The organism is Streptomyces europaeiscabiei, assembly GCF_036346855.1.
GTDB classification, from domain to species: domain Bacteria; phylum Actinomycetota; class Actinomycetes; order Streptomycetales; family Streptomycetaceae; genus Streptomyces; species Streptomyces europaeiscabiei.
On record NZ_CP107841.1, the window covers coordinates 840,980 to 866,526 of the forward strand.

20 protein-coding genes are annotated in these 25,547 nt (G+C 69.7%); 13 read left to right on the top strand and 7 right to left on the bottom strand.

Translation table 11 applies throughout. The features are described 5' to 3' along the window. Positions 1 to 207: 207 nt before the first annotated feature. Complete coding sequence (locus OG858_RS03985) at positions 208 to 2,229, bottom strand: beta-galactosidase (RefSeq protein WP_319269786.1); 2,022 nt, start codon at positions 2,227 to 2,229, stop codon at positions 208 to 210. 185 nt (positions 2,230 to 2,414) lie between these two features. On the opposite strand from OG858_RS03985, the gene OG858_RS03990 reads away from it, so the two are divergent. Genes OG858_RS03990 through OG858_RS04005 form a run of 4 tightly spaced genes read left to right on the top strand, consistent with a single transcriptional unit; the run spans position 2,415 to position 6,584 of the window. Continuing rightward, entirely contained in the window at positions 2,415 to 3,737 is a 1,323-nt protein-coding gene (locus OG858_RS03990; protein ID WP_328545136.1) for an extracellular solute-binding protein, read from the top strand. Next, positions 3,734 to 4,657 (top strand): carbohydrate ABC transporter permease, encoded by a 924-nt coding sequence (locus OG858_RS03995; RefSeq protein WP_328545135.1) that lies wholly within the window; start codon positions 3,734 to 3,736, stop codon positions 4,655 to 4,657. The genes OG858_RS03990 and OG858_RS03995 overlap by 4 nt, the downstream gene beginning before the upstream one ends. Then, positions 4,654 to 5,556 (top strand): carbohydrate ABC transporter permease, encoded by a 903-nt coding sequence (locus OG858_RS04000; RefSeq protein ID WP_328545134.1) that lies wholly within the window; start codon positions 4,654 to 4,656, stop codon positions 5,554 to 5,556. Before OG858_RS03995 ends, OG858_RS04000 begins: the two co-directional genes overlap by 4 nt. Beyond that, positions 5,553 to 6,584, top strand: coding sequence for a LacI family DNA-binding transcriptional regulator (locus OG858_RS04005; RefSeq protein ID WP_086749416.1), 1,032 nt, complete (start codon positions 5,553 to 5,555; stop codon positions 6,582 to 6,584). Before OG858_RS04000 ends, OG858_RS04005 begins: the two co-directional genes overlap by 4 nt. 30 nt (positions 6,585 to 6,614) lie before the next feature. Here the strand turns inward: OG858_RS04005 and OG858_RS04010 are convergent, their stop codons facing one another. Continuing rightward, entirely contained in the window at positions 6,615 to 8,228 is a 1,614-nt protein-coding gene (locus tag OG858_RS04010) for an MFS transporter (protein WP_086749415.1), read from the bottom strand. 220 nt (positions 8,229 to 8,448) lie between these two features. On the opposite strand from OG858_RS04010, the gene OG858_RS04015 reads away from it, so the two are divergent. After that, positions 8,449 to 9,249, top strand: coding sequence for a VOC family protein (locus tag OG858_RS04015; RefSeq protein WP_086749414.1), 801 nt, complete (start codon positions 8,449 to 8,451; stop codon positions 9,247 to 9,249). Between the two features lie 35 nt (positions 9,250 to 9,284). On the opposite strand, the gene glgX is transcribed toward OG858_RS04015, so the two are convergent. Together glgX and OG858_RS04025 are read right to left on the bottom strand one after the other, a co-directional pair. Beyond that, entirely contained in the window at positions 9,285 to 11,411 is a 2,127-nt protein-coding gene (glgX, locus tag OG858_RS04020; protein WP_086749418.1) for a glycogen debranching protein GlgX, read from the bottom strand. Continuing rightward, complete coding sequence (locus OG858_RS04025) at positions 11,408 to 11,923, bottom strand: pep a2 (protein WP_086749417.1); 516 nt, start codon at positions 11,921 to 11,923, stop codon at positions 11,408 to 11,410. The genes glgX and OG858_RS04025 overlap by 4 nt, the downstream gene beginning before the upstream one ends. A 266-nt stretch (positions 11,924 to 12,189) precedes the next feature. On the opposite strand from OG858_RS04025, the gene OG858_RS04030 reads away from it, so the two are divergent. From OG858_RS04030 to OG858_RS04060, 7 genes are all read left to right on the top strand, one after another. Continuing rightward, positions 12,190 to 12,573, top strand: coding sequence for a DUF5133 domain-containing protein (locus tag OG858_RS04030; protein ID WP_086749413.1), 384 nt, complete (start codon positions 12,190 to 12,192; stop codon positions 12,571 to 12,573). 61 nt (positions 12,574 to 12,634) lie between these two features. Next, a complete protein-coding gene (locus tag OG858_RS04035; protein WP_330346559.1) occupies positions 12,635 to 14,650 on the top strand; it encodes an alpha-1,4-glucan--maltose-1-phosphate maltosyltransferase in 2,016 nt (671 codons plus the stop codon). Continuing rightward, on the top strand, positions 14,647 to 16,383 hold the full coding sequence (gene treS / locus OG858_RS04040; protein ID WP_319065240.1) for a maltose alpha-D-glucosyltransferase: 1,737 nt from the start codon (positions 14,647 to 14,649) through the stop codon (positions 16,381 to 16,383). The genes OG858_RS04035 and treS overlap by 4 nt, the downstream gene beginning before the upstream one ends. 29 nt (positions 16,384 to 16,412) lie before the next feature. Continuing rightward, positions 16,413 to 17,801, top strand: coding sequence for a maltokinase N-terminal cap-like domain-containing protein (locus tag OG858_RS04045; protein ID WP_328545133.1), 1,389 nt, complete (start codon positions 16,413 to 16,415; stop codon positions 17,799 to 17,801). A 4-nt stretch (positions 17,802 to 17,805) separates the two neighbouring features. Next, the gene (gene glgB, locus OG858_RS04050; RefSeq protein WP_328545132.1) at positions 17,806 to 20,043 is read left to right on the top strand and encodes a 1,4-alpha-glucan branching enzyme; all 2,238 of its coding nucleotides are present in this window, start codon (positions 17,806 to 17,808) and stop codon (positions 20,041 to 20,043) included. A 338-nt stretch (positions 20,044 to 20,381) separates the two neighbouring features. Next, a complete protein-coding gene (locus OG858_RS04055; RefSeq protein WP_328545131.1) occupies positions 20,382 to 20,735 on the top strand; it encodes a VOC family protein in 354 nt (117 codons plus the stop codon). Between the two features lie 72 nt (positions 20,736 to 20,807). Beyond that, positions 20,808 to 21,209, top strand: a complete 402-nt coding sequence (locus OG858_RS04060; protein WP_086753346.1) for a MarR family winged helix-turn-helix transcriptional regulator — start codon at positions 20,808 to 20,810, stop codon at positions 21,207 to 21,209. Between the two features lie 29 nt (positions 21,210 to 21,238). Here OG858_RS04060 and OG858_RS04065 read toward each other — a convergent pair whose 3' ends face one another. Then, the gene (locus tag OG858_RS04065; RefSeq protein ID WP_330346596.1) at positions 21,239 to 21,667 is read right to left on the bottom strand and encodes a hypothetical protein; all 429 of its coding nucleotides are present in this window, start codon (positions 21,665 to 21,667) and stop codon (positions 21,239 to 21,241) included. Here OG858_RS04065 and OG858_RS04070 point away from each other — a divergent pair. Further along, on the top strand, positions 21,551 to 21,928 hold the full coding sequence (locus tag OG858_RS04070; RefSeq protein WP_330346585.1) for an FAD-linked oxidase C-terminal domain-containing protein: 378 nt from the start codon (positions 21,551 to 21,553) through the stop codon (positions 21,926 to 21,928). The genes OG858_RS04065 and OG858_RS04070 overlap by 117 nt on opposite strands. 79 nt (positions 21,929 to 22,007) lie before the next feature. Here OG858_RS04070 and OG858_RS04075 read toward each other — a convergent pair whose 3' ends face one another. Next, positions 22,008 to 22,430 (bottom strand): SseB family protein, encoded by a 423-nt coding sequence (locus OG858_RS04075; RefSeq protein WP_086749689.1) that lies wholly within the window; start codon positions 22,428 to 22,430, stop codon positions 22,008 to 22,010. Positions 22,431 to 22,567: 137 nt separating this feature from the next. Beyond that, positions 22,568 to 25,543 carry a carbohydrate binding domain-containing protein gene (locus tag OG858_RS04080; protein WP_086749688.1) on the bottom strand — a complete coding sequence of 992 codons (2,976 nt, stop codon included), beginning with the start codon at positions 25,541 to 25,543 and terminating at the stop codon, positions 22,568 to 22,570. Between the last annotated feature and the right edge of the window lie 4 nt (positions 25,544 to 25,547).

Consider the following 25,547-nt stretch of genomic DNA (forward strand, 5'->3'; position numbering starts at 1 on the left):
GTCCCCAGAGATCAGGCCGGTGTTCGGGGGTGGCCCGGGGCTGGAGATCAGCCTCGGGCGGGGCCCGGAGCCGGGGCGGCTCCGGGTGGGTGACCCGGAGCCGGAGATCGCCCCGGGCCGGCCCGGGGCCGGTGATCGGCCCTGGGCCGGGAGCGGCGGTCGTCACCCTCTACGGCTCGGTGACCGGTCGCCGCCCACATCCGGTGGTCAGGCGTCGAGGCGTACGACCCTGACGGCGCCGGCGGGTACGACGAGGTGGCCCGCCGCGCGTTCGCCGGTGAGGAGTTCGGTGCCGTCGGTGTCGAGCGGCACCTTCGTGTCGAGGGCGGTGTGGTTGATCGCGAAGAGGAAGTCGCCCGACTCCCCCGCTCGGCGGACCACTTCGACGTCGCGCGGCAGATCCGCGCGGGGCGCGATGCCCGCGTCGTCGGCGGCCCAGCCGAGGAGCACGTCGAGGCCGTGCGCGTCCAGGCGGGTCGACACGTACCAGGCGGAGCCCTCGCCGAGCCGGTGCCGGGTGACGGCGGGCCGGTCGGCGGCGAGCCCGTCGGCGTACGTCCACACGGCCTCGGCACCGTGCGGCACCACGAACTCCGTCCACACGTCACCGGTCAGTTCGGAGCCGTCGGGCCCGGTGATCCGTACGTTCTCCCCGCCGAGCAGCGGCGAGAACTCCTCGACGGTCAGGCCGAGAACGTCCCGCAGGGCGCCGGGGTACGGGCCCTCGTGGACGGCGTCGTGCTCGTCGACGATCCCGGAGAAGTAGGAGACGACGAGGGTGCCGCCGTTGTCGACGTACTCCTTGAGGTTGTTCCCCGCGGCTTCGGTCATCAGGTACAGCGCCGGAACGACGACAAGGCGATAGGCCGACAAGTCGGCTTCCGGGTGGGCGAAGTCGACCGTGAGGTGGCGGTCGTAGAGGGCCTCGTAGAACGCGTCGGCGCGCTCGCGGGCCTCGTGGTCCTCGTTGGGGCGCCAGGCGAGGTTCTGCGCCCACCAGGACTGCCAGTCCCACAGGACGGCCACGTCGGCGACGGTCCGGCTGCCGCGGATCTGGCTGAGCGAGTCGAGGGAGGCACCCAGCTCGACGACCTCGCGCCACACCCGGGAGTCGGTGCCGGCCTGCGGCAGCATCGCCGAGTGGAACTTCTCGGCGCCGCGCCGGGACTGCCGCCACTGGAAGAACATGGCGCCGTCGGAACCGCGCGCCACATGGGCGAGGGAGTTGCGGGCCATCTGCCCGGGGGCCTTGGCAGGGTTGCGGGCCTGCCAGTTGACGCCCGAGGTGGAGTGCTCCAGGAGCAGCCAGGGGGCGCCGCCGCCCACCGAGCGGGTGAGGTCGGCGGCCATCGCGAGGTTCACGTGGGTGCGGCGGCCGTCGGTGATCAGATAGTGGTCGTTGGTGACGAGGTCGACCTCACGGCCCCAGGCCCAGTAGTCGATGGAGTCGCACTGGCTGAGCGCGGTCATGAAGTTGGTGGTGACCGGGATGCCGGGTGCCAGTCGGTGCAGGATGTCCCGCTCGGCGACGAAGTTCTCGCGGATGGTGTCGTCGGCGAACCGCTTGTAGTCGAGTGTCTGTCCGGGGTTGCCGACCGTGGGGGCCACGCGCGGTGGGTTGATCTGCGCGAAGTCCGTGTAGTGCTGGCCCCAGAAGGCCGTGCCCCAGGCCTCGTTGACCGCCTCGACCGTGCCGTACGACCGCTCCAGCCAGCGGCGGAAGTGGGCGGCGCAGGAGTCGCAGTAGCAGGCGGAGACGGGGACGCCGTACTCGTTGTGCACGTGCCACAGGGCGAGCGCCGGGTGGTCGGCGTAGCGCTCGGCGAGCTTGGTGGTGATGTGCGCGGCGGCGGCCCGGTAGTCGGCGTTGCTGTGGCAGATGGCGCCGCGTGAGCCGAACTCGTAGCGGGTGCCGTCGGCGGTCACGGGCAGCGCCTCGGGATGCTCGCGGTAGAACCAGACCGGCGGGACGACGGTGGGGGTGCCGAGGTCGACGCGGATGCCGTTCTCGTGCAGCAGGTCGAGCAGGCGGTCGAGCCAGGCGAAGTCGTACACCCCGCGCCCGGTCTCCAGCAGGGCCCAGGAGAAGATGCCGACACTCACCATCGTGACGCCGGCCTCGCGCATCAGCCGGACGTCCTCGTGCCAGACGGTTTCCGGCCACTGCTCGGGGTTGTAGTCCCCACCGAAGGCGAGCCTGGTGAGGCCCGTGGGGGTGGTCTCCGGCATGGATCTCTCCCGTTTGGTCGATCATCTGGGAACGTGCACACACAATGGCGACGGTGCGAGCCCAACATAACCGCACAGCAACAACCATTGACAAGTGTCCGGGATGTTTCTCTACTGTGAACGCTCACAGAAGCATGACACGGTCTTCGCAGTGGGCGAGGACCCAGGTCAGGGGAGAAAGATCCATGCCCAACATCTCGAAGCACCGGCGCTTTGTGGCCACTACCGTCGCAGTCACGCTCGGCGCCACCACACTGGCCGCCTGTGGCGGGTCGTCCGACGACAGCGGGGACCGGTCGGGGCCGGCGAAGCTGACGTACTGGACCTGGACGCCGGGCATGGACAAGGTCGTGGACCTGTGGAACAAGGGTCCCGGCAAGGAGCAGCAGATCACCGTCACGGTGAAGAAGCAGGCCTCCGGCGACACCCTCGTCACCAAGATCCTCACCGCGCACAAGGCGGGCAAGGGCCCGGACCTGGTACAGGCCGAGTACCAGGCGCTGCCGACGCTGGTCAGCAATGACGCGGTCGCCGACATCGCGAAGGAGGCGGGCGACGCGAAGAGCAAGTTCGCCGACGGTGTCTGGCAGCAGACCACGCTGGGCACGGACGCCGTGTACGCGATCCCGCAGGACATCGGGCCGATGATGTTCTACTACCGCGAGGACCTCTTCAAGAAGTACGACCTGACGGTTCCGAAGACCTGGGACGAGTTCGCCGAGACCGCGCGGAAGCTGAAGAAGGAAGACTCCGACGTCGACCTCACCACGTTCTCCGCCAGCGACTCCGGTCTCTTCGCCGGTCTCGCCCAGCAGGCGGGCGCCCGGTGGTGGACCACCGAGGGCCAGAAGTGGAAGGTCGGCATAGACGACCCGGCGACGCAGAAGGTCGCCGACTTCTGGGGCGGCCTGGTCGAGGAGGGCGCCGTCGACAACCAGCCGATGTACACCCCGGCCTGGAACAAGGCACTCAACACCGGCAAGCAGATCGCCTGGGTCAGCGCCGTGTGGGCGCCGGGCACACTGACCACCGCCGCGCCCGACACCGAGGGCAAGTGGAAGGTGGCGCCGCTGCCGCAGTGGTCCTCCTCCGAGAACACCACCGGCAGCTGGGGCGGTTCCTCGACCGCGGTGACCACGGACTCGGACGACAAGGGTGCCGCCGCGAAGTTCGCCGCCTGGCTGAACACGGACCCTCAGGCGCTGACCGCGCTGGCCAAGGAGGGTGGCATCTACCCGGCCGCCACGACCGCGCAGACCAGTGGCGCGTTCACCGAACCGCCGGCCTTCTTCTCCAACCAGGCCGACTTCTACACCGTCGCCTCCGAGATCGCGAAGACGACGGCGCCCTCCGCGTGGGGCCCGAACGTGAACGTCGCCTACACCTCCTTCAAGGACGCCTTCGGCGCCGCCGCCAAGGACAAGTCGGACTTCGGCGCCGCCCTGAAGACCATGCAGGACGACACCGTCGCCGACATGAAGAAGCAGGGCTTCGAGGTCGCGGAGTGACCAGCGCACGCCGGAGGTCGTACGGGGTCAGAACGGCCCCGTACGCCTTCCTCCTCCCCGCGACGATCCTGTTCGCCCTCTTCTTCGCGCTCCCGATCGGCTACGCGGTCTGGCTCAGCCTGCACAAGGTGCAGGTCAAGGGGCTGGGCCTCGGCTCGGGGGCGCGGAGCGAGGTGTGGGCGGGGTTCGAGAACTACACCGACGCCCTGACCGACTCCGAACTGCTCGACGGTGCCCTGCGCGTCCTCGGCTACGGCGCGATCGTGGTCCCGGTCATGCTCGGCCTGGCCCTCGTCTTCGCCCTCATGCTGGACAGCGACAAGGTCAGGCTCGCCCCCTTCACCCGGCTGGCGATCTTCCTGCCGTACGCCGTCCCGGGCGTCGTGGCGGCCCTGCTCTGGGGCTTCCTCTACCTCCCGGACGTCAGCCCCTTCTACTTCGTCCTGGAGAGACTGGGTCTCCCGCAGCCGGATCTGCTGGACGGCGGCGGCCTGTACGCGGCGCTGTCGAACATCGCGATCTGGGGCGGCACCGGCTTCAACATGATCGTCATCTACACCTCGCTGCAGGCGATCCCCGTCGAGGTGTACGAGGCGGCGAGGCTGGACGGCGCGACGCCACTGCAGATCGCGCTGCGGATCAAGATCCCGATGGTGGCGCCGTCCCTGGTGCTGACCTTCTTCTTCTCGATCATCGCCACGCTCCAGGTGTTCAGCGAGCCGACCACCCTCAAGCCCCTCACCAACTCGGTCTCCACGACGTGGAGTCCGCTGATGAAGGTGTACCGGGACGCCTTCGGCGAGGGCGACATCTATTCGGCGGCCGCCGGCGCGGTGATCATCGCCGTGGCCACGCTGGTCCTCTCCTTCGGCTTCCTGAGAGCCGCGAACTCCCGTACCAAGCAGGAGGCAGCACGATGAGTTCTCTTGCCGTCAGCAAGACCGCCCCGGCGGGCACCACGCCGGGCACCGTCCAGGGCCCGCCGCTGCGCCGCCGGATCGCACTCGTCCCGACGCTCACCCTGCTGCTGGGCGCGGTCTACTGTCTGCTCCCCGTGGCCTGGGTGCTGATCGCGGCCACCAAGTCGGGCAGCGAACTGTTCTCCACCTTCACCTTCCTGCCGGGCAGCGGCTTCGCGGACAACCTGTCCGACCTGAACGCCTACCGCGACGGCATCTACTGGCAGTGGATGGGCAACTCCGCCCTGTACGCCGGCGTCGGCGCCCTCCTGTCGACGGCCGTCTCCGCGGTCAGCGGCTACGCGCTGGCGATCTACCGTTTCAAGGGCCGTGAGACCGTCTTCAACGTGCTGATGGCGGGCGTGCTGATGCCGCCGGTGATCCTCGCGATCCCGCAGTATCTGCTGATGGCGAAGGCCGACCTGGCGGACAGCTACTGGTCGGTGCTGCTGCCGCTGGTCCTCTCCCCGTACGGCGTGTACCTGTCCCGGATCTACGCCGCTGCCGCCGTCCCCTCCGACGTGGTCGAGGCGGGTCGGATGGACGGGGCGAGCGAGTGGCGGATCTTCACCGGGATCGCGCTGCCGATGATGGTGCCGGGCCTGGTGACGGTCTTCCTGTTCCAGTTCGTCGCCGTCTGGAACAACTTCCTGCTGCCGTACATCATGCTCAGCGACGACGAGAAGTTCCCGATCACCCTGGGCCTGTTCACACTCCTCGAACAGGGCGCGAACACTCCGGCGCTCTACACCCTGGTGATCACGGGTGCGCTGCTCGCGGTGATCCCGCTGATCGCGCTCTTCCTGGTCATCCAGCGGTTCTGGAGTCTGGATCTCCTCTCCGGAGCCGTAAAGTCATGACCATGAGCAGCACGGGGGGCAGGCGCAAGCCGCCGACCATTCACGATGTGGCGCGCGAGGCGGGAGTCTCCCGGGGAACGGTCTCGCGCGTGCTCAACGGCGGTCACTACGTCAGCCCGACGGCCGCCGAGGCCGTCAACGCCGCGATCCGCAAGACGGGTTACGTCGTCAACCGGCACGCCCGCTCGCTGATCACGGGCCGCTCCGACTCGATCGGCTTCCTGCTCACGGAACCGCAGGAGAAGCTGTTCGAGGACCCCAACTTCAACGTCCTGCTGCGCGGTTGCACCCAGGCACTGGCCACGCACGACATCCCCCTGCTGCTGATGGTGGCCGGCACGGAGGACGAGCGGCGCCGGATCACGCGGTACATCACGGCGGGCCACGTCGACGGGGTGCTGCTGGTGTCCAGCCACTCCGGGAACCCGGTCGCCCAGGAACTCCGCGAGGCGGGCATTCCCCTCGTGCAGTGCGGCAAGCCCATGGCGCCCGGCTCCAAGGTGAGTTACGTGGCCGCCGACGACCGGGACGGTGCCCGCGACATGGTGCGCCATCTGCTGTCGCTGGGCCGCCGCCGCATCGGCGTCGTGACCGGTCCACTGGACACCCCCGGCGGTGTCGACCGCCTCGCCGGCTACAAGGAGGTGCTCGCCGAGGCGGGCGTCGAGATCGACGAACGGCTCATCGTCTCCGGCGACTACAGCCGGGCCAGCGGCGAGGCGGGCACCGAACGGCTGTTGGCCCAGGCACCCGACATGGACGCCGTGTTCGTGGCCTCCGACCTGATGGCGCAGGGCGCCCTGGCGGCGCTGCGCCGGGCGGGCCGCCGGGTCCCCGACGACGTGTCCGTGGGCGGCTTCGACGACTCGGCCGCGGCGACGGAGGCCGTCCCCGCCCTCACCACCATCCGCCAGCCCTACGACCGCATCAGCAACGAGATGGTGCGGGTCCTGCTGGCCCAGATCGGCGGCGAGGACCCGGCGGCGGTGATCCTCCCGACGGAGCTGGTGCGGCGGGAGTCGACATGAGGGTCCGCCGCGCACGAGCGGCGGCGGACGTCAGCGGTTCGCGGGTACCCGTCGAGGCTTCTGCGTCTCTTCGGTGACCCGCGTTCCCGGATGCCGCAGCGCGCACAGGAAGGCGATGCCGAGCGCGATGGCCATCCCGTAGAACACCCACTGGTTGGCCTCGGCGAAGTCCATGCGGATGGCGTCCATCGAGTCACGCATCGCCGTGGCGACGGTGCCCTCGCCACTCGGCACCTGACTGTCCGGGTTTCCGGTGACCGCTTCGGAGATGTCGCGGGCCGCCTCCCGCGCCTGGTCGTCCGGCACTCCCCTGGACCGCAGCGTCTCGACGATGTTGTCGGTGGTGACGTGCGTCAGAATCGTGCCGAACACCGCGAGGCCCACGGCCGCCGCGTAGTTGCGCACGGTCTGGGTGATGCCGGTGACCTCGCCGTACGAGGCGTTGAGAGAGCGGTTCACGGCGTCCGTCGAGGCGGGTGCGAGCAGGAGGCCGATACCGGCGCCCGCGAGGGCTGCGTAGGGCCACTGGTCGTGCATCGAGAGGTCCGTCAGTTTGTTCGCCCACAGCGCGAAGCCGACCGCGCCGAGGGCCGTGCCCAGTTTCATGGCGGGCCGCGCGCCGCGGTTGTCGAGGATCCGGCCGCCCCACTGGGAGGCGAGTCCGAAGCCGATGAAGAAGTACAGCAGGAACAGCGCGGCCTGGTTGGGCGAGGCGCTGAGTGAGACCTGGGCGTACACCGAGGCGAAGAAGAACACCGGGACGAAGGCGAGCATCGCGAAGAACAGGACGGCCGAGTCGACGCTGAACGCCTTGTCGCGGAAGACCTGGAGCTTGATGAGGGGTTCGTCGACGCGGAGTTCGTAGGCGCAGAACAGCACGAGGACCGCGAGCCCGCCGATGATGCAGGCCCAGGTGGCGAAGCTGCTCCAGCCCCAGGCCGAGGCCTGTTGCAGGCCGAGCACGCTCAGGCCCATGCCGACGGCGACGAGGACGGCGCCGGGCAGGTCGAGGCGTTCACGGCGGGCCTGGTGGGGGATGCGGGCGAGCGCGGTCAGGACGAGGGCGACGATCGCGACGGGCACGTTGATCCAGAAGATGGCGCGCCAGGTCCAGTCGGTGAGCCAGCCGCCGAGGAGCGGGCCGAGCGCGGTGAGGGCACCGGACAGGCCGAAGAACAGGGCGAGGGCCCGGCCACGTTTGTCGACCGGGAAGACGGCGACGACGACGGCGAGCGCGGCGGGGAACATCAGGGCGGCGCCCAGGCCCTGCGTGGCGCGGAACACGATCAGCCAGCCCAGGGCGAAGCTGTCGTCGGGGACACAGCCGCAGAGCACGGAGGAGACGACGAACAGCAGGGTGCCGATCACCATCATCCGGCGGTGCCCGAGAACGTCTGCGAGGCGGCCGCCGAGCGCGAAGAACGCGGCCAGGGCGAGCAGATAGGCGTTGACCACCCACTGCATGCCCGAGGAGGACAGGCCCAGCTCGTCCACGATGCTGGGGGCGGCGATGGCGACGATCGTCTGGTCGATGAAGGTCATCGAGACGGCGAACAGCATCGCCGCGAGAGCCATGGTCTGGTGGGGCGGTGCAAAGCCGGGGGCAGCCGGCCCGGGCCCGGATCTTTCCCTTGTGTCGGCCATGAGTGGAATCCTCCCCTCATCCGGCGCGTGGCGCATGCGCGGGAGGACCGCGTAAGAACCCAGAACTCCCGGTCATCACCCGAACGGTCGTCCGAGGATCGCGTCCCCACCGGGATCGGAGCGCCGACACGGGGTACTCGACGGGCACCGGCCCCGGATCCGGTTGGACACTGGAGTGCGGCCGGGGTGTGCCGGCGGACGAGACCAGGACGCGACTGCCATGAACAGCGACAGCAAATTCGAGGGCTCGGAGAGCGTCGTCTCCAGCCATTCCGTCTTCGGGGCGCCCTGCTGGGTGAGCCTCACCAGCCGGGACCTGCCGGCCACGGAGAATTTCTACGCCGCCGTGCTGGGCTGGCGATGGCGTACCGCGAAGCTCGGCGACCACTTCCGGATCGCGCTGGCGGACGGGGTGCCGGTCGCCGGGATCGCCGGGGTGGCGTCCCTGTGGCAGATGGCGGTCGCCTGGACCCCCTACTTCGCCGTGTCCGACGCGGACGCGGCGGCGTCCCGGGCCAGGGAGCGCGGCGGCACGGTCGCGGTCGGCCCCCTCTCCTTCCCACCCGGCCGGGCGGCCCTGCTGGCGGACCGCCACGGAGCCTCTTTCGGGATCTGGGAGGGCACGCTCTTCACCGACTGGGAGACCTGGCGCAAGGCCGCCCCGGCCTTCATCCGCCTCCACACCCGCGACGCCTTCGACGCCGCGATCTTCTACGGCGAGGTCCTGGAGTGGGCCACCGAGAAGCCCGGCTGCTGCGAGGTCCACTACGAGGGGAACGAGGTCGTCCTGCGCAGCGAGGGCGAGGCCGTGGCCCGGATCACCTCCGGCGCGCTGGAAGCCGCGCCTGACCCCACGATCCGTCCGCACTGGCAGGTCCACTTCTCCGTCTCCGACGTGGCGGCCCGCGTCGAGGCCGCCCAGCACCACGGCGGCACGATCCTCACGCACGACGCGCAGGAGGCGGTGCTCCGCGACCCGGACGGCGCCCAGTTCACGATCACTTCACGCACCGCGCGCTGACCCGGCGACGCCCCGCCGACCGCACTCCGGCGGGGTCAGCCGGCCCGGGACGGCCGCGACAGCAGCACCAGCCCCCTGGCCTCGACGGAGATCACGGTGCCCGCCTTGTGCTCGGCCTCGTCCGGGACGCCGTCCGGCTCCGCAGCCGTGTCGACGAGGGTCGCCCAGCGTTCGCCGTACGCGGTGCCGGGCAGGCGGAAGTCCATCGGCTCCCAGTGGCTGTTCAACAGGAGCAGGAAGGAGTCGTCGACGACCGCGTTGCCGTGGGCGTCGGGTTCGGCGATGGCGTCGCCGTTGAGGAAGACGGCCACGGCGTGGGCGTCGGAGCGGTCCCAGTCGGTGTCGGTCATCTCCGTGGCGTCCGGCAGCAGCCACACCAGGTCGGGGAGCGGCTGGTCCGCGCGGATCGGAGTGTCGCCGTGGAAGAAGCGGCGGCGGCGCAGCACGGGGTGGTCGGCACGCAGGGCGATGAGGTCACGGGTGAACGCCAGCAGCGCACGGCGTTCGACGTCCATGCGCCAGTCCAGCCACGAGACCTCGTTGTCCTGGCAGTAGGCGTTGTTGTTGCCGCGCTGGGTGCGGCCCGACTCGTCGCCTTGGCAGAGCATCGGGATGCCCTGGGACAACAGCAGCGTGGCCAGGAGGTTGCGCTGCTGGCGGGCGCGGAGCGCGCGGACGCGCGGGTCCTTGGTGGGGCCTTCGACTCCGCAGTTCCAGGACCGGTTGACGCTCTCGCCGTCCCGGTTGCCCTCGCCGTTGGCCTCGTTGTGCTTGTCGTTGTACGAGACCAGGTCGCGCAGGGTGAATCCGTCGTGCGCGGTGACGAAGTTGACGCTGGCGCGCGGGCGACGCCGGCTGTGCTCGTACAGGTCGGAAGAGCCGGTCAGGCGGGAGGCGAACTCGCCGAGCGTGTGCGGGCGTCCGCGCCAGAAGTCCCGTACGGCGTCCCGGTACTTCCCGTTCCACTCCGACCACAGCGGCGGGAAGTTGCCGACCTGGTAGCCGCCTTCGCCCAGGTCCCAGGGTTCGGCGATCAGCTTGACGCGGCTGATCACGGGGTCCTGCTGGATCAGGTCGAAGAACACCGAGAGGCGGTCCACCTCGTGGAACTGCCGGGCCAGCGTGGCCGCCAGGTCGAAGCGGAAGCCGTCGACGTGCATCTCGGTGACCCAGTACCGCAGTGAGTCCATGATCAGCTGGAGGACGTACGGATGCCGCATCAGCAGGCTGTTGCCGGTCCCGGTGGTGTCGTAGTAGTGGCCCCAGTCGCCGTCGACCAGCCGGTAGTACGAGCTGTTGTCGAGGCCCCGGAAGGAGAGGGTGGGGCCCTTCTCGTTGCCCTCGGCGGTGTGGTTGTAGACCACGTCGAGGATCACTTCGAGGCCGGCCTCGTGCAGCGCCTTGACCATCGACTTGAACTCGGTGACCTGTTGGCCGCGGGTGCCGTGGGCGGCGTAGGCGTTGTGCGGTGCGAAGAAGCCGATGGTGTTGTAGCCCCAGTAGTTGGTGAGGCCGCGGTCCTGGAGGACGCCGTCCTGCACGAACTGGTGGACGGGCATCAGCTCGATCGCGGTCACGCCCAGCGAGGTGAGGTGCTCGACGACGGCGGGATGGGCCAACCCGGCGTAGGTGCCGCGCAGTTCGGCGGGGACCTCGGGGTGGGTGCGGGTGAGGCCGCGGACGTGTGCCTCGTAGATGACGGTGTCGGCGTACGCCCGCTGGGGCGGACGGTCGTCCCCCCAGTCGAAGAAGGGGTCGGTGACCACGCCGAGCATGGTGTGCCCGGCGCTGTCGGCACCCGGTTCGTACAGGGAGGGGTCGTTGTCCGTCCGCCCGTCCACGGCCCTGGTGTACGGGTCCAGCAGCAGCTTCGCCGGATCGCAGCGGTGGCCGGCGGCGGGGTCCCAGGGGCCGTGCACGCGGTAGCCGTAGCGCTGTCCCGGTCCGACGCCGGGAAGGTGGCCGTGCCAGACGAAGCCGTCGACCTCGGTGAGCGGGACGGAGCGGTGGTCGCCGTCGTCGTCCACGAGGACCAGGTCGACGCGTTCGGCGACCTCGCTGAACAGCGCGAAGTTGGTGCCGGTGCCGTCGAAGGACGCACCCAGCGGGTAGGGGTGCCCGCTCCACACGGGCACCCCTTTCCGGTCCGGCCGCACGGTCACCGCGCGGCCGCGCACGGGTCCGCCGCTTCGCCTCGGGGCGAACCGGCGAGCACGGCGACGGGCGTCTCGCGGGGCACCTGGAGCACTTCGCGCAGGGCCGGCTCGGGCACGGTCGGCACCAGGGGCACGCTCTGGTCGACCGGCGCCCGCTGGGTGAACCAGATGACCGTGCTGCCGGTGGCCGTCGAGCAACAGCCCCAGCCGTCGCTCAGCGCGGCGATACGGGTCAGGCAGGGACGCAGTTCCCGGTCCGGGCGCATCTCCCGGTCGTTCGCACCCGCCGCCGCAATGAGGTGCTGACCGTTCCACCACATCTCGATCGAGGTGTTCTTGTCCGTCGCGTGCTCCTCGATCGCGCGCAGCAGCAGTTCTGCACTGTGGCAGACGGGCCCGACGAGGGCCTCCAGGTCCCAGAACCGGAGGTGAGCGGCCATGATGCGGCTGACCTGTCCGACCCGTTCCGGAGTGACGTCCACGTCGAGGTGGTAGTAGCGAGGCACTGCGGTCTTCATCGTCGTTGGCTCCTCACCGGCGAAGTTCCCGCTCACGAGCACGAAGCGTGAGCAATGACCACTTCTGAGTCATCTCCAGAGTGGGAGTGCTACGCCATTCGTGCAACACGAGCGACTCCTGGGGTAGTTGAAGAACCAACAAGACGCCTGGTGGCTATCTGTGCACCATGAGTGAAGGCATCGGCTCCGTGAGGCGTCGGTGCCCCTCCGTGCACGACCTCCCCCGGGAAGCGTGCTCCGCCGAGAGTGCCGGGAGGGACCAGCACATGCTGCTGCCCGCCAAGAACGAGGTGGCCAGACATCTGCGGCGCTACCGCACCTGGGAACGCGTGATGCTCGCGTCCCCGACCGACCGCGCGGCCCGGGACAGCTTCGAGGACTCGGGCTACACGCTGTGTGTGCTGATGGGGAAGCGCTGTGCGCGCGAGGCCGTGACGGCCGCCGAGCGCTACCTCCGGACGAGCCTGCCCGCCTATCTCCAGGAGCAGACCGGCCGTCCCAAGCAGGAGCAGACCGGCCGTCCCAAGCAGGAGCAGACCGGCAAGGCCCGCAAGGACCAGTCCGGCAGGCCCCGCAAGGGCCAGTCCGACAGAACCCGTTCCGCCCGACGCGGTCCGCCGTCCGGCCGGCGTTTCACCGCAGGGCGGTAGGACCCGTTCAACACCCGTTCGGCCCAGCACCGATTCCCGAGCACGGCGGAGGTGAGACCCCATGAGCCCGATCCCGGCCCCGGTCGTCGGCCGCGTCCCCGTCAGGGACGTCCGCCCGTCCGTCGAGTGCGGCAGGCGTCCCGCGAAGGCGGTCGTCGGCGAGACCTTCGAGGTCACCGCGACGCTCTTCCGGGAGGGGCACGGCGTGGTCGCCGCCAACGTGGTGCTCAAGGACCCGGAGGGCCGCCCGGCCCCGTGGACCCCGATGCGTGAACTCGCCCCCGGCACCGACCGCTGGGGCGCCTGCGTCACCCCGACCGCCGAGGGCCGATGGACGTACCGCGTCGAGGCCTGGAGCGACCCGATCGCCACCTGGCGCCACATCGCCCACATCAAGGTCCCGGCCGGTATCGACACCGGACTCGTCCTGGAGGAGGGCGCCGAGCTGTACGCACGCGCCGCCGCCGGGGTGCCCGAGACAGACCTCCACGCAGCCCTGGTGACGGCCGTGCGGAAGCTCCGTGACGACACCCTTCCGGTCGCCGACCGGCTGGCGGCGGCGTTGGCGCCGGAGGTGGACGAGGTCCTGACCCGCCACCCCCTGCGCGAACTGGTCACGTCCTCCGAGCCGCTGCCGCTGCTGGTGGAACGGGAACGGGCCCTGTTCGGCTCCTGGTACGAGTTCTTCCCACGGTCCGAGGGCACCCCCGAGCAGCCCCACGGCACGTTCCGCACCGCCGCCCGCCGCCTGCCGGCCATCGCCCGGATGGGCTTCGACGTCGTCTACCTCCCCCCGATCCACCCGATCGGCACCACCTTCCGCAAAGGCCGCAACAACACCCTCTCCCCCACCCCCGACGACGTCGGCGTGCCCTGGGCGATCGGCTCCCCCGAGGGCGGCCACGACGCCGTCCACCCCGACCTGGGCACCCTCGAGGACTTCGACTTCTTCGTCGCCGAAGCCCGCGCCCTCGGCCTGGAAATCGCCCTGGACTTCGCCCTGCAGTGCTCACCCGACCACCCCTGGGTGCACAAACACCCCGAGTGGTTCCACCACCGCCCCGACGGCACGATCGCCTACGCGGAGAACCCGCCGAAGAAATACCAGGACATCTACCCCATCGCCTTCGACGCCGACCTGCCCGGCCTCGTCGCCGAGACCACCCGGATCCTGCGCCACTGGATGGACCACGGCGTACGGATCTTCCGCGTCGACAACCCCCACACCAAACCGGTGCTCTTCTGGGAACAGGTCATCGCCGACGTCAACACCACCGACCCCGACGTCATCTTCCTGGCCGAGGCCTTCACCCGCCCCGCCATGATGCACACCCTGGCCGCCACCGGCTTCCAGCAGTCCTACACCTACTTCACCTGGCGCACCACCAAACAGGAACTCACCGACTACGCCACCGAACTCGCCGGGGACGCCGCGAGCTACATGCGGCCCAACTTCTTCGTCAACACCCCCGACATCCTCCACGCCTTCCTCCAGGAAGGCGGCCGCCCCGCCTTCGAACTCCGCGCCGTCCTCGCCGCCACCCTCTCCCCCACCTGGGGCGTGTACTCCGGCTACGAACTCTGCGAGAACACACCCCTCAAGCCCGGCAGCGAGGAATACCTCGACTCCGAGAAATACCAACTCCGCCCCCGCGACTGGGACACAGCCGCACAAGACGGACGTACGATCGCACCCCTCATCACCGCGCTCAACGACATCAGACGGCGCCACCCCGCACTGCACGGGCTCAGGAACCTGCGCTTCCACCACACCGACAACAACGCGGTGATGGCCTACAGCAAGAGCGCGGGCCCGGACGCGGTCGTGGTGGTCGTGAACCTCGACCCCCACCGCGCCCAGGAGGCCACGGTCACGCTCGACATGGCTCAACTCGGCCTGGGCCCGGACGAGAACGTGCCGGTGCACGACGAGTTGACGGGGGAGACCTACCGCTGGGGAAGGACGAACTACGTGCGCCTGGACCCCGGGCGGGCGCCCGCGCACGTCCTCCACGTCCAACTCCCTGCCGGGAGCACGTCCTCCTCGTCGCAGATCGGAGGGTCAGGCACGCCATGACCATGAACAAACCCATCCCGGACACCTTCGAGGACACTCCGCAGAAGGACCGGGACCCCGACTGGTTCAAACGCGCCGTCTTCTACGAGGTCCTCGTCCGCTCCTTCCAGGACAGCAACGGCGACGGCATCGGCGACCTCAAGGGCCTCACCGCCAAACTGGACTACCTGCAGTGGCTGGGCATCGACTGCATCTGGCTCCCGCCCTTCTTCACATCGCCCCTGCGCGACGGCGGCTACGACGTCTCCGACTACACCGCCGTCCTCCCCGAGTTCGGCGACCTCGCCGACTTCGTCGAGTTCGTCGACGCCGCCCACCAACGCGGCATGCGCGTCATCATCGACTTCGTCATGAACCACACCAGCGACCAGCACCCGTGGTTCCAGGAATCCAGGAACGACCCCGACGGCCCCTACGGCGACTACTACGTCTGGGCCGACAAGGACGACCAGTTCCAGGACGCCCGCATCATCTTCGTCGACACCGAAGCCTCCAACTGGACCTTCGACCCCGTCCGCAAGCAATACTTCTGGCACCGCTTCTTCTCCCACCAACCGGACCTCAACTACGAGAACCCGGCGGTACAGGAGGAGATCATCTCAGCGCTGCGGTTCTGGCTGGACCTGGGCATCGACGGCTTCCGCCTGGACGCGGTGCCCTACCTCTACCAGCAGGAGGGCACCAACTGCGAAAACCTTCCCGCAACCCACCACTTCCTCAAGCGGGTACGGAAGGAGATCGACGCGCACTACCCCGACACCGTGCTGCTGGCCGAGGCGAACCAGTGGCCGGAGGACGTCGTCGACTACTTCGGCGACTTCCCCAGCGGCGGCGACGAATGCCACATGGCATTCCACTTCCCGGTGATGCCGAGAATCTTCATGGCGGTCCGCAGGGAATCCCGCTACCCCGTCTCCGAAATCCTCGCCAAGACCCCCGCCATCCCCTCCAGCTGCCAATGGGGCATCTTCCTGCGCAACCACGACGAGCTCACCCTCGAAATGGTCACCGACGAAGAACGCGACTACATGTACGCGGAGTACGCCAAAGACCCGCGCATGCGCGCCAACATCGGCATCCGCCGCCGGCTCGCCCCCCTCCTGGACAACGACCGCAACCAGATCGAACTCTTCACCGCCCTGCTGCTGTCCCTGCCCGGCTCGCCGATCCTCTACTACGGCGACGAGATCGGCATGGGCGACAACATCTGGCTCGGCGACCGCGACGCCGTACGCACCCCCATGCAGTGGACACCCGACCGCAACGCCGGCTTCTCCTCCTGCGACCCCGGCAGGCTGTCACTGCCCACGATCATGGACCCCGTCTACGGCTACCAGGTCACCAACGTCGAGGCGTCCATGTCGTCGCCGTCGTCACTGCTGCACTGGACCCGCCGCATGATCGAGATCCGCAAACAGAACCCCGCGTTCGGCCTCGGCACCTACACCGAACTGCAGTCGTCCAACCCGGCCGTCCTCGCCTTCCTCCGGGAGGCGCCCTCGACCGAGGGCGACGGGGACGACCTGGTGCTGTGCGTCAACAACTTCTCCCGTTTCGCACAGCCCACCGAACTCGACCTGCGCGCCTACGAAGGACGCCACCCCGTCGAACTCATCGGCGGAGTGCGCTTCCCCGCCATCGGTGAACTGCCCTATCTCCTCACCCTCGCGGGCCACGGCTTCTACTGGTTCCGGCTCTCCCGAGTCCTCTCCCGCACCGCCCGAGGGCGTTGAGGCGCGGGCCGGCGAAAGGACGCGTCACCATGTCGAAGACCGCAACCGCACTGCTCCGGCCGAGCAGCGCCGGGGTCGCCGCCGACCTCATGACCTCGCTCGCCGGGCTGCTGCGCAAGTGGCTGCCGCGGCAGCGCTGGTTCGCCGGCAAGGACCGCCCCGTCGCGGACCTGGCCCTGCTGTCGATGACCGAGCTGTATCCGGGCTGTCTGCACCTGCTCGTGCACACCGGCCAGCAGAGCCACACCGGCCACGGCGGGGTGCCCGCGCCCGGCGGCACTCCCCCGGCCGGTGACTGCTATCAGCTGCTGCTCGGTGTGCGCGAGCATCCGGTGCCGCACCTCGGCCGGGCGCTCATCGGACAGGCGCACGAAGGGCCGCTGGCGGGTCTGACCGTGTACGACGCGCTCTACGACCCCCGCTCGGCCCAGTTGCTGCTCGAACGACTGCGCCACCCCGGTACGGCCGGCCCTCTGTGCTTCGAGGCGGACCCGGACGTACGGGTACCGGCCGGGCTGGCTCCTCGGCTGCTGGACGCCGAGCAGTCCAACTCCTCGCTGGTGTACGGGGACGCGTTCATCCTGAAGGTCTTCCGGCGCATCCAGCCGGGGGTGAACCCCGATCTGGAGGTGCCCGGCGCGCTCGCCGGGCAGGGGTGCGGCAGGGTGCCTGCGCCGGTGGCCTGGTTCCGGACGACCTATCCCTTCGCGGCGACACTCGGCGTACTGCAGCCGTTCCTGCCCGACGCGTCCGACGGCTGGACGCTGGCGCTCGGCGCGCTCGCAGCCGGCCACGACTTCACGGCGCAGGCGCGCGAGCTGGGCCGGGCAACGGCGGAGGTGCACATGGCGCTGGCCTCGGCCTTCCCCTCCGGGGCCCATGACGAGAACGGACGGACGGCGGCCACGATGACCGAGCGGCTGGACGCCGCAGCGCGCTGTGTACCGGCGCTGCTGCCGTTCGTCCCCGGTCTGCGCACCGCCTTCCGTGCCCTGCTCTCCTGCGATGCCGGGCCGCCCGCCCAGCGCGTCCACGGCGATCTGCACCTGGGGCAAGTGCTGCGGGCCGGCCGGGAGTGGTTCGTCATCGACTTCGAGGGCGAGCCGTCCCGTCCGCTGGCCGAACGGTGCGGCACCCAGTCACCGGTGCGGGACATCGCCGGGATGCTGCGCTCCTTCGACTACGCCGCGCGGCAGCGCCGCCCCTGGCGCCCGGAGTGGGCACGCCGCTGCCGGGAGGCGTACTGCGCGGGTTATGCCGCCCACGCCGACTGGGACCCGCGCGAGAAGCACGGGCTGTTGCGCGCCTACGAGACGGACCGGGCCGTGTACGAGGTCCTCTACGAGGCCCGGCACCGCCCCGACTGGCTTCCCGTACCCATGGCGGCGATCGAGCGTCTCGCCGTGAGAGGAGACTGAGACCGTGGCCCTGCGCGACACCACTCCCCCCGAGGCGGCGGGTCCGCCCCCGCGCAGAGCACGGCTGACCGTGGCCGCCCCTCCGCTCGACCCTGGCGACCGTACGCGACTGCTCTCCGGCGCCCACCATGACCCGCACGCCCTGCTGGGCGCCCACCCGGCGCCGGGTGGGATCGCCGTACGGGCACTGCGTCCTTACGCCCACGCCGTGAGCGTCGTGATCGACGGCGAGCGTACATATCTCGCCTCGGAGGGCGACGGCCTCTTCTCCGTCCTGCTGCCGCTCGACACCGTCCCGGAGTACACGCTGCTCGTCTCCTACGAGGACACCGCCCAGGAGGTCCACGACCCGTACCGCTTCCTTCCCTCGCTCGGCGAGCTGGATCTGCATCTGATCCGGGAGGGGCGGCACGAGCAGCTGTGGAAGGCGCTCGGGGCCGAGCCGATGACCCACCAGGGCGTGACCGGCACCCGGTTCACCGTGTGGGCGCCGAACGCCCGGGGGGTGCGTGTCGTCGGAGACTTCGCCTGCTGGAACGGGACGGCGTTCCCGATGCGGTCCCTCGGTTCGTCCGGGGTCTGGGAGCTGTTCCTGCCGGGGGTGGGCGAGGGCGCCCACTACAAGTTCGAGATCACCTCGCGCCACGGCCACCGTCTCCTCAAGGCCGACCCGATGGCCCGCCAGGCGGAGGTGCCCCCCGCGACGGCGTCCATCGTGACGGTCTCGCGCTACGAGTGGGGCGACGCGAAGTGGATGGCCGGGCGCGGGGACATCCCGGTGCACGAGGCCCCGTTCTCCATCTACGAGATCCATCTACCCTCCTGGCGCCCGGGGCTGACGTACCGTCAACTCGCCGATGTGCTCCCGGAGTACGTCCGTGACCTCGGCTTCACCCACGTCGAGCTGATGCCTGTCGCCCAGCACCCCTTCAGCGGCTCCTGGGGCTACCAGGTCACCGGCTTCTACGCGCCCACCGCACGGCTCGGCACCCCCGACGACTTCAAGCACCTCGTCGACGCGCTGCACCGGGCGGGTATCGGCGTGATCGTGGACTGGGTGCCCGCCCATTTCCCCAAGGACGACTGGGCCCTCGGCCGCTTCGACGGGGAGCCCCTCTACGAACCCGGGGACAGCCGACGGGCCGAACATCCGGACTGGGGGACGTACGAGTTCGACTTCGGCCGCACCGAGGTGCGCAACTTCCTGGTGGCGAACGCCGTCTACTGGTGCGAGGAGTTCCATGTCGACGGGCTGCGGGTGGACGCGGTCGCGTCGATGCTCTACCTCGACTACTCACGTGACTCCGGGCAGTGGTCCCCCAATGTGTTCGGCGGGCGGGAGGACCTGGACGCGGTCGCCTTCCTTCAGGAGATGAACGCGACGGTGTACCGGCGCGCGCCGGGTGTGGTGACCATCGCGGAGGAATCCACGGCCTGGGACGGCGTGACCCGCCCGACCGACAGCGGTGGCCTGGGCTTCGGGCTGAAGTGGAACATGGGGTGGATGCACGACTCGCTGGGTTACATCCAGCACGAGCCGGTGCACCGCAAGTACCACCACGACGAGATGTCGTTCTCGATGGTGTACGCGTACAGCGAGAACTACGTGCTGCCCATCTCCCACGACGAGGTCGTGCACGGGAAGCAGGCGCTGGTGTCGAAGATGCCGGGCGACTGGTGGCAGCGGCGGGCGAACCATCGCGCGTATCTCGGGTTCATGTGGGCCCATCCCGGCAAGCAACTGCTCTTCATGGGGCAGGAGTTCGCGCAGGGGGCGGAGTGGTCGGAGCCGGACGGACCCGACTGGTGGCTGCTCGATCCCGCGTACGGTGCCGAGGCCGACCACCGGGGTGTGCGCGACCTCGTCCGTGACCTCAACACGGTCTATCGCCGTACGCCCGCCCTCTGGCAGCGGGACACCGATCCGGACGGTTTCCAGTGGGTGAGCGCGGATGCCGCGGAGGACAACGTGTTCGCGTTCCTGCGGCTCGACGCGGAGGGTGTGCCTCTGTTGGCGGTGTCCAACTTCACCCCTGTGGTTCGGGAGGATTACCGGCTGGGGGTGGCCGATGGCGTGTCGGCGTGGGGTGAGGTGCTGAACACCGACGCCGTGGTCTACGGGGGGAGCGGGGTTACCGGCTCGCGGCCCGTCGAACGCGAGCCGCATGCCTGGCACGGGCGAGCGTGCAGCATCCGGGTGACCTTGCCGCCGCTGGCGACGGTCTGGTTCCGCCCGGCATAGCTCTCCTCGCCCCCGCCGCCCCTACCCGTCCCATCCCCAGGGGCTGCGCCCCTTCGACCCCCACCCGCGGGTCCGTCGTGGTTGCTCGCGCAGTTCCCCGCGCCCCTTTCCAGGGGCGCGGGGAACTGCGCGAGAAGCCCCACCCACCCGCACCCGACAACGAACCCCCACGGGGTCGAAGGGGCAGCGCCCCTGGGGACGGGACGGGTAGGGGCGGCGGGGGCGAGAAAAGGCCGGCCCGGGCAACCCGTCAGGATCGGAGAAGCCACCCGGCCCTCCCGCGTCCTAGCGTTGACGGCAGATCCCAACGACCGGAAACAACCACCGAGGAGTACGCCATGACCGCCGGACTCAAGACCGTCATCTACCCCGTCAAGGACCTGGCCGCCGCGAAGGCCCTGTTCAGCGCCCTGTTGGAAGTCGAACCGTACGCGGACTCGGCGTACTACGTCGGATTCAAGGACGCGGGGCAGGACGTGGGCCTGGACCCGAACGGGCACGCGAAGGGGATGACCGGCCCGGTGCCGTACTGGCACGTCACCGACATCCGGTCGACGCTCGCGGGTCTGCTCGGGGCCGGCGCGGAGACGTTGGAGGACGTGCACGAGGTGGGCGGCGGCCGGCTCGTCGCCTCGGTGAAGGACACGGACGGGAACCTGGTCGGGCTCCTGCAGGACACGGCGGCCGAGTAGCGCGAGGGCGGTGGTTGCACCTGCACTAGTTGCACGGACAACGATCGTTTCGCTCTCTGTTACCGTGCACATATGGCAGCGAACACGACCGGTGTCCGGCTCGAGGACCAGTGGCGGGACATCCTGTCCGTGCACGCCCGCACGATGTGCGAGATCGACCGCGTACTGCATCCGCACGGGCTCGGCGCCAGCGACTTCGAGGTGCTCGACATCCTCGCGTCGGGGATGGCCGCGGCCACGGCGGCCGGCGACCTGTGCCGGGTGCAGAACATCGCGGAGAAGGTCCACCTCAGCCAGAGCGCGCTGTCCCGGCTGATCGGCCGCCTGGAGAAGGACGGCCTGGTGGAACGGTCCGTCTGCGCGGAGGACCGGCGCGGTGTGTGGGTCACCCTGACGGACAAGGGCCGCGACCTGCACGCGGAGGTCCTGCCGTTGCAGCGGGACGTCCTGGCCCGCATGTTGCAGCAGGGCTGACGCCCACCGCCGCTCCGCACACCGTTCCCTCAGCGCAGCAGGTCCCGTACGCCTTCGAAGGCGGCCTCCACCTCAGCCGGATCCGCGCCGGGGAGGGCGAGGGCACTCATCGGGATGGGGGTGACGGGCGGGAGTCCGTCGCACGGGACGAGCCCGTCGGGGGCGGCGCCGACCGCGGCCAGGAGGGTGGTGCAGTGCGACGGGGCGGGGGCCGCGGTCGAGGCCGAGACGGTCGCCCGGGCTGTCGCGCCACTGGCGGCGACGGTGGAGACGGCCGCCGACCCGGTCGAGGCGAGTCCCTGCCGGCCGCGCGGCGGCTGGCGCTGCCCGCGATGGAAGGGCTGGGGCGGCCTCTGATCGAGGACATCGCGGTGCCGCGCTCCCGCCTCGCGGAGGCGGTCCGGGAGATCCGGGCGATCTCCGTACGGCACGACGTGCCGGTGTTCACCGTCGCGCACGCGGCCGACGGCAACCTCCACCCGATCGTCGTCGTGGACCCGGCCCTGCCTGAGCTGCCGGACGCGGCCTGGGAGGCGGCGGGCGAGATCTTCGCGCTGGCCCTGCGGCTGGGCGGAACACTGACCGGGGAGCACGGGGTGAGGGTGCTGAAGCGGCAGTGGGTGGCGGAGGAGCTGGGTCCGGCCGCCCACGGGCTGCAGCGGTGGATCAAGGAGGTGTTCGACCCGCACGGGATCCTCAACCCGGGGAAGGGGTTGTGAAGCCGTGAGGGCCGTTCCCTCGGCTGTTGTCGGTGGATGTCTGCGGTTGTCCGTGGGTGTTCTGCGGCTGTTCTGCGGGTCAGATGCCGTGTCGTCCCAGGAGGGTGCCCACGTCGTGGGCGTCGAGGGTGAGGCCGTGCGGGGATCCGGCGTCGATGGTGAGGGAGAGGTCGACGTCGGCCGGCCACTGCGAGGCCAGGGCGCCCAGGGGTACCAGGCGGTAGCGCGACACATAGGGCAGGAGTTCGGCCATCGCGGGTTCCGAGGTGAAGACCGGCACGATCTGTTCGCCGCCCGGCTGCTCCAGGACGGGCAGCGCCACGGCCGTCGGGTCGCTCACGGCCGCCTCGTCGGCGTCGTCCGGCACGGGAATCAGCACATCGCTTTCGGCGAGCGTGTTCAGCGCGGCCGTGTCGTGGGTGTCGAAGGCGAGCACGGTCAGCGCGCGCTGGGCCGGCGAGGCGGCCTGGGGCGCGTGGTGGCCGTTGGAGGATATGTCCATGGAAGATCCCAGGTAGTGATGGAAAGGCCGCCCGGAACGGCGTCCGTTCCGGGCGCGTCGCCCCTCGCGTACCCGACAGGGGCGCGGGCATTCCTCTACGTCACTTCAGGTACGGCCGTAACTTCAGGTACGGGCCATCACTTCAGGTACGGGCCGTCACCGCCGATCTTGCCGGGGCCGTTGAGCACGTACACCCGCAGGTTGCCCTTGCCGGGTGCGCCGACGCTCAGGGTGCCGGTGGAGACGGTTCTCACGTCACCGGTGACGGCGTCGCGGTAGGTGCCGTTCGGGATGCCCGTGTAGGTGGCGCCGCCGGTGACGGTGACGAGAGCGAAGCTGTCGGTCGAGCCGCTGGTGTAGCGGCGTTTGAAGGCCATCTGGCCGCTGATGCCCTCGGTGGAGTACTGGCCCGTCTGCAGGGCGGGGACGGCGCGGCGGATCTGGTTGAGGCGTTGCAGATGCTTGACCAGCGGCTGGGAGAGTGTCGTGGCGACCTGTCCGCTCGCGGAGTCCGCCCTGCCGAAGTCGGAGGCGGTGACGGTTCCGGCGAGATGGTCGCCGTAGTAGGCGCGTCCGGTGGTGGCCAGTGGGCATGTCGGCCCGCAGTCGATCTTCCGGCCCGCCTGGAACTCGATCTCGGAGCCGTAGTACAGCGTGGGGATGCCGCGGAAGGTCCACATCAGGGCCATGCTCTCGGCCCAGGCGTCGGTGCCGCCGCTGTAGCGGTTGCTCGACTTGTTGGGCCCGTAGTCATGGCTGTCGACGTAGACCACGTTGTACGTGGCGTCGTTGACGCTGTCGTCGGAGTCCTTGCCGTTGCCGTAGGCGTTCTGCGCGTCGCCGAAGTTCATGTGCATGCGCATGTCGATGATGTTCATGCCGGAGAACCGGCTGTGGTCCGGTGCGTGGTAGCTGTTGCCGTTCAGGAAGGCGTTCGTGGACGTGGGCTGGTTGCCGGTGCCGAGGCCGTTCTCGTAGTCGAACTGTTCGAGTGCCGCCTTCTCGTCGTCGGCGCTGTACTCCTTGCGCTCCTTCCAGGTGTAGAACTGCGCCGAGTGGTTGACCGAGCCCCGGTTCCACTTGTCGTTGACGAAGGCAGCGACCTCGCCGAAGACGAAGAAGTTCCTGGCCGCCTCCGCGCCGAACCTCTGGGTGACCCGTTCCTGGATGGCGGGCAGGAAGCGGCGGTTCCAGGTGACGCGCGGGATGTGCACGGCCGTGTCGACGCGGAAGCCGTCGACGCCCATGTCGATGTACTTGTCGTAGGCCCCGATCAGATAGTTCTGGACCGTCGTGTTCTCGGTGTTGAAGTCGGCGAGGTCCTCGTGCAGCCAGCACGAACGTGCGTCCTCGCCCTCCCAGTTCCCGATCCAGCACTGGTGGTAGTACGCCTTGGGGAACATGCCCGACGTGGGGCTCGGCCACTGGCAGTTGTAGAGCGCGTAGCCCTCCGCACTCTTGCCGCCCGTGGGCTTGCCCCAGTTGACGCAGGTGTTGCCGGTGGGCTCGGCCGTGGACCACAGGTCGCCGTTGTAGTACGACTTCCCGGACTTGGGTTCGACGGTGAGGCCGTCGTACTCGAAGCCCTCGTTCTTCTCGTCGTAGTACCAACTCCACTGGGCGTCCCGGACGCCGTAGACCTTCGGCGTGGACAGGCCCTTGGCGCCCCAGCGGGAGCTGTGGTTGTAGACGACGTCCTGGTAGATCTTCATGCCCTTGGCGTGGGCCGCGTTGATCAGGTCCTGGTAGCTCGCGCCGGCCGATTCGAGGCGCGGATCCACCTTGTAGAAGTCGTAGCCGTGATAGCCGTGGTAGTCGTAGTCGGATCGATTCAGGACCACCGGTGTGATCCACACCGCCGAGAATCCGAGCGCCTTGATGTAGTCGAGTCTGTCGACCAGGCCCTTGAAGTCGCCCCGGAACATGGGGTCGTCGCCCGCCGCGTTGCCGGACTTGGTGTGCTGGCTCCCGCCCCGGTTGTTGGCACTGTCACCGTCGAAGAAGCGGGCGGTGAGGACGAAGTAGATGGGGTCCTTGCGGGGGTCGGTGCCAAGAGGGGTGCCGGAGGCGGGCTCGGGGGTCTTCTCGCCGGTGGTCGCCCCGGCCCCGGCGGAGGCGGGCGAGGTGTTGCCGGCCGCGTCCACCGCCTTCACCGTGTACGTGTAGGCGGTCCTCTCCTCGAGTCCCGTGTCGGAGAGGACGGTTGCCCCGACGTCCGTGACGGTCGTGCCCTTGGTGCCGCCGGTGCGGGTGACCTGGTACTTGGTCACGCCCTTGTTGTCGGTCGAGGCGTCCCAGCTCACCACGATCGAGGTGTGGGTGGCGCTCGCGGTGACCTTGGTGGGCGTGGTCGGTGCCTCGGTGTCGGGTTCCTCCGCCGCGCAGGGGTCCTTGGCGTCCCGGGTGACCGTGCGGTCCTTCACCGTCGTCGTCCCGGCCGGGATCGTGTAGTCGGCGCTGTTGTTGTTGTCCCAGACGCCGTTGCCGTTGTTGAAGGCCGCCTTGAGGGAGGTGGCCGTGCCGATGTCGAGGGTCTTCCTCCACCAGCCGGCGCAGGCGGACTCCATGCCCACGCCCGGCGCGGTCGTCCAGGAGCCGCCGGTGGGCTGGTAGTGGATGTTGGCGGTGGTCCAGCCGGTCGTCGCGGTCGAGTAGTAGACGGTGGCCCTGGTGCCCTCGACGGGGTCGGTGCCGGCGCAGGGGTCGCTGTGGGCGATCACGCCGTCCTTGACGGTGATGTTTCCCGTGCCGAGGGCGTAGTCGGCTCCGCCGTTGTTGTCCCAGGTGCCGCTGCCGTTGTTGAAGGTGGCCGCCAGTCCGGTGGCCGAGCCCAGGTCGACGGTCCTCTTCACCCAGTCCGTACAGGCGGTCTCCATCCTGGTGCCGGGGACGGTGGTCCAGGCGCCGCCGTCGGGGGCGTAGTGCAGGTAGGTGGAGGACCAGTTCTTGGTCTTCGTGTAGTAGAAGACGGTCGCCGTGTTCGCCTCGGCGGCGGTCCGCTCCATGGGGAGGGAGCCTGCCTCCGGGACCGCCGCGAGCGCCGCGAGCAGGCCGGTCGCGGCGAGGAACGCCACGAACGGGCGCCGTGGCCGGTCAGGGGGTGTACGTCTCATGAGC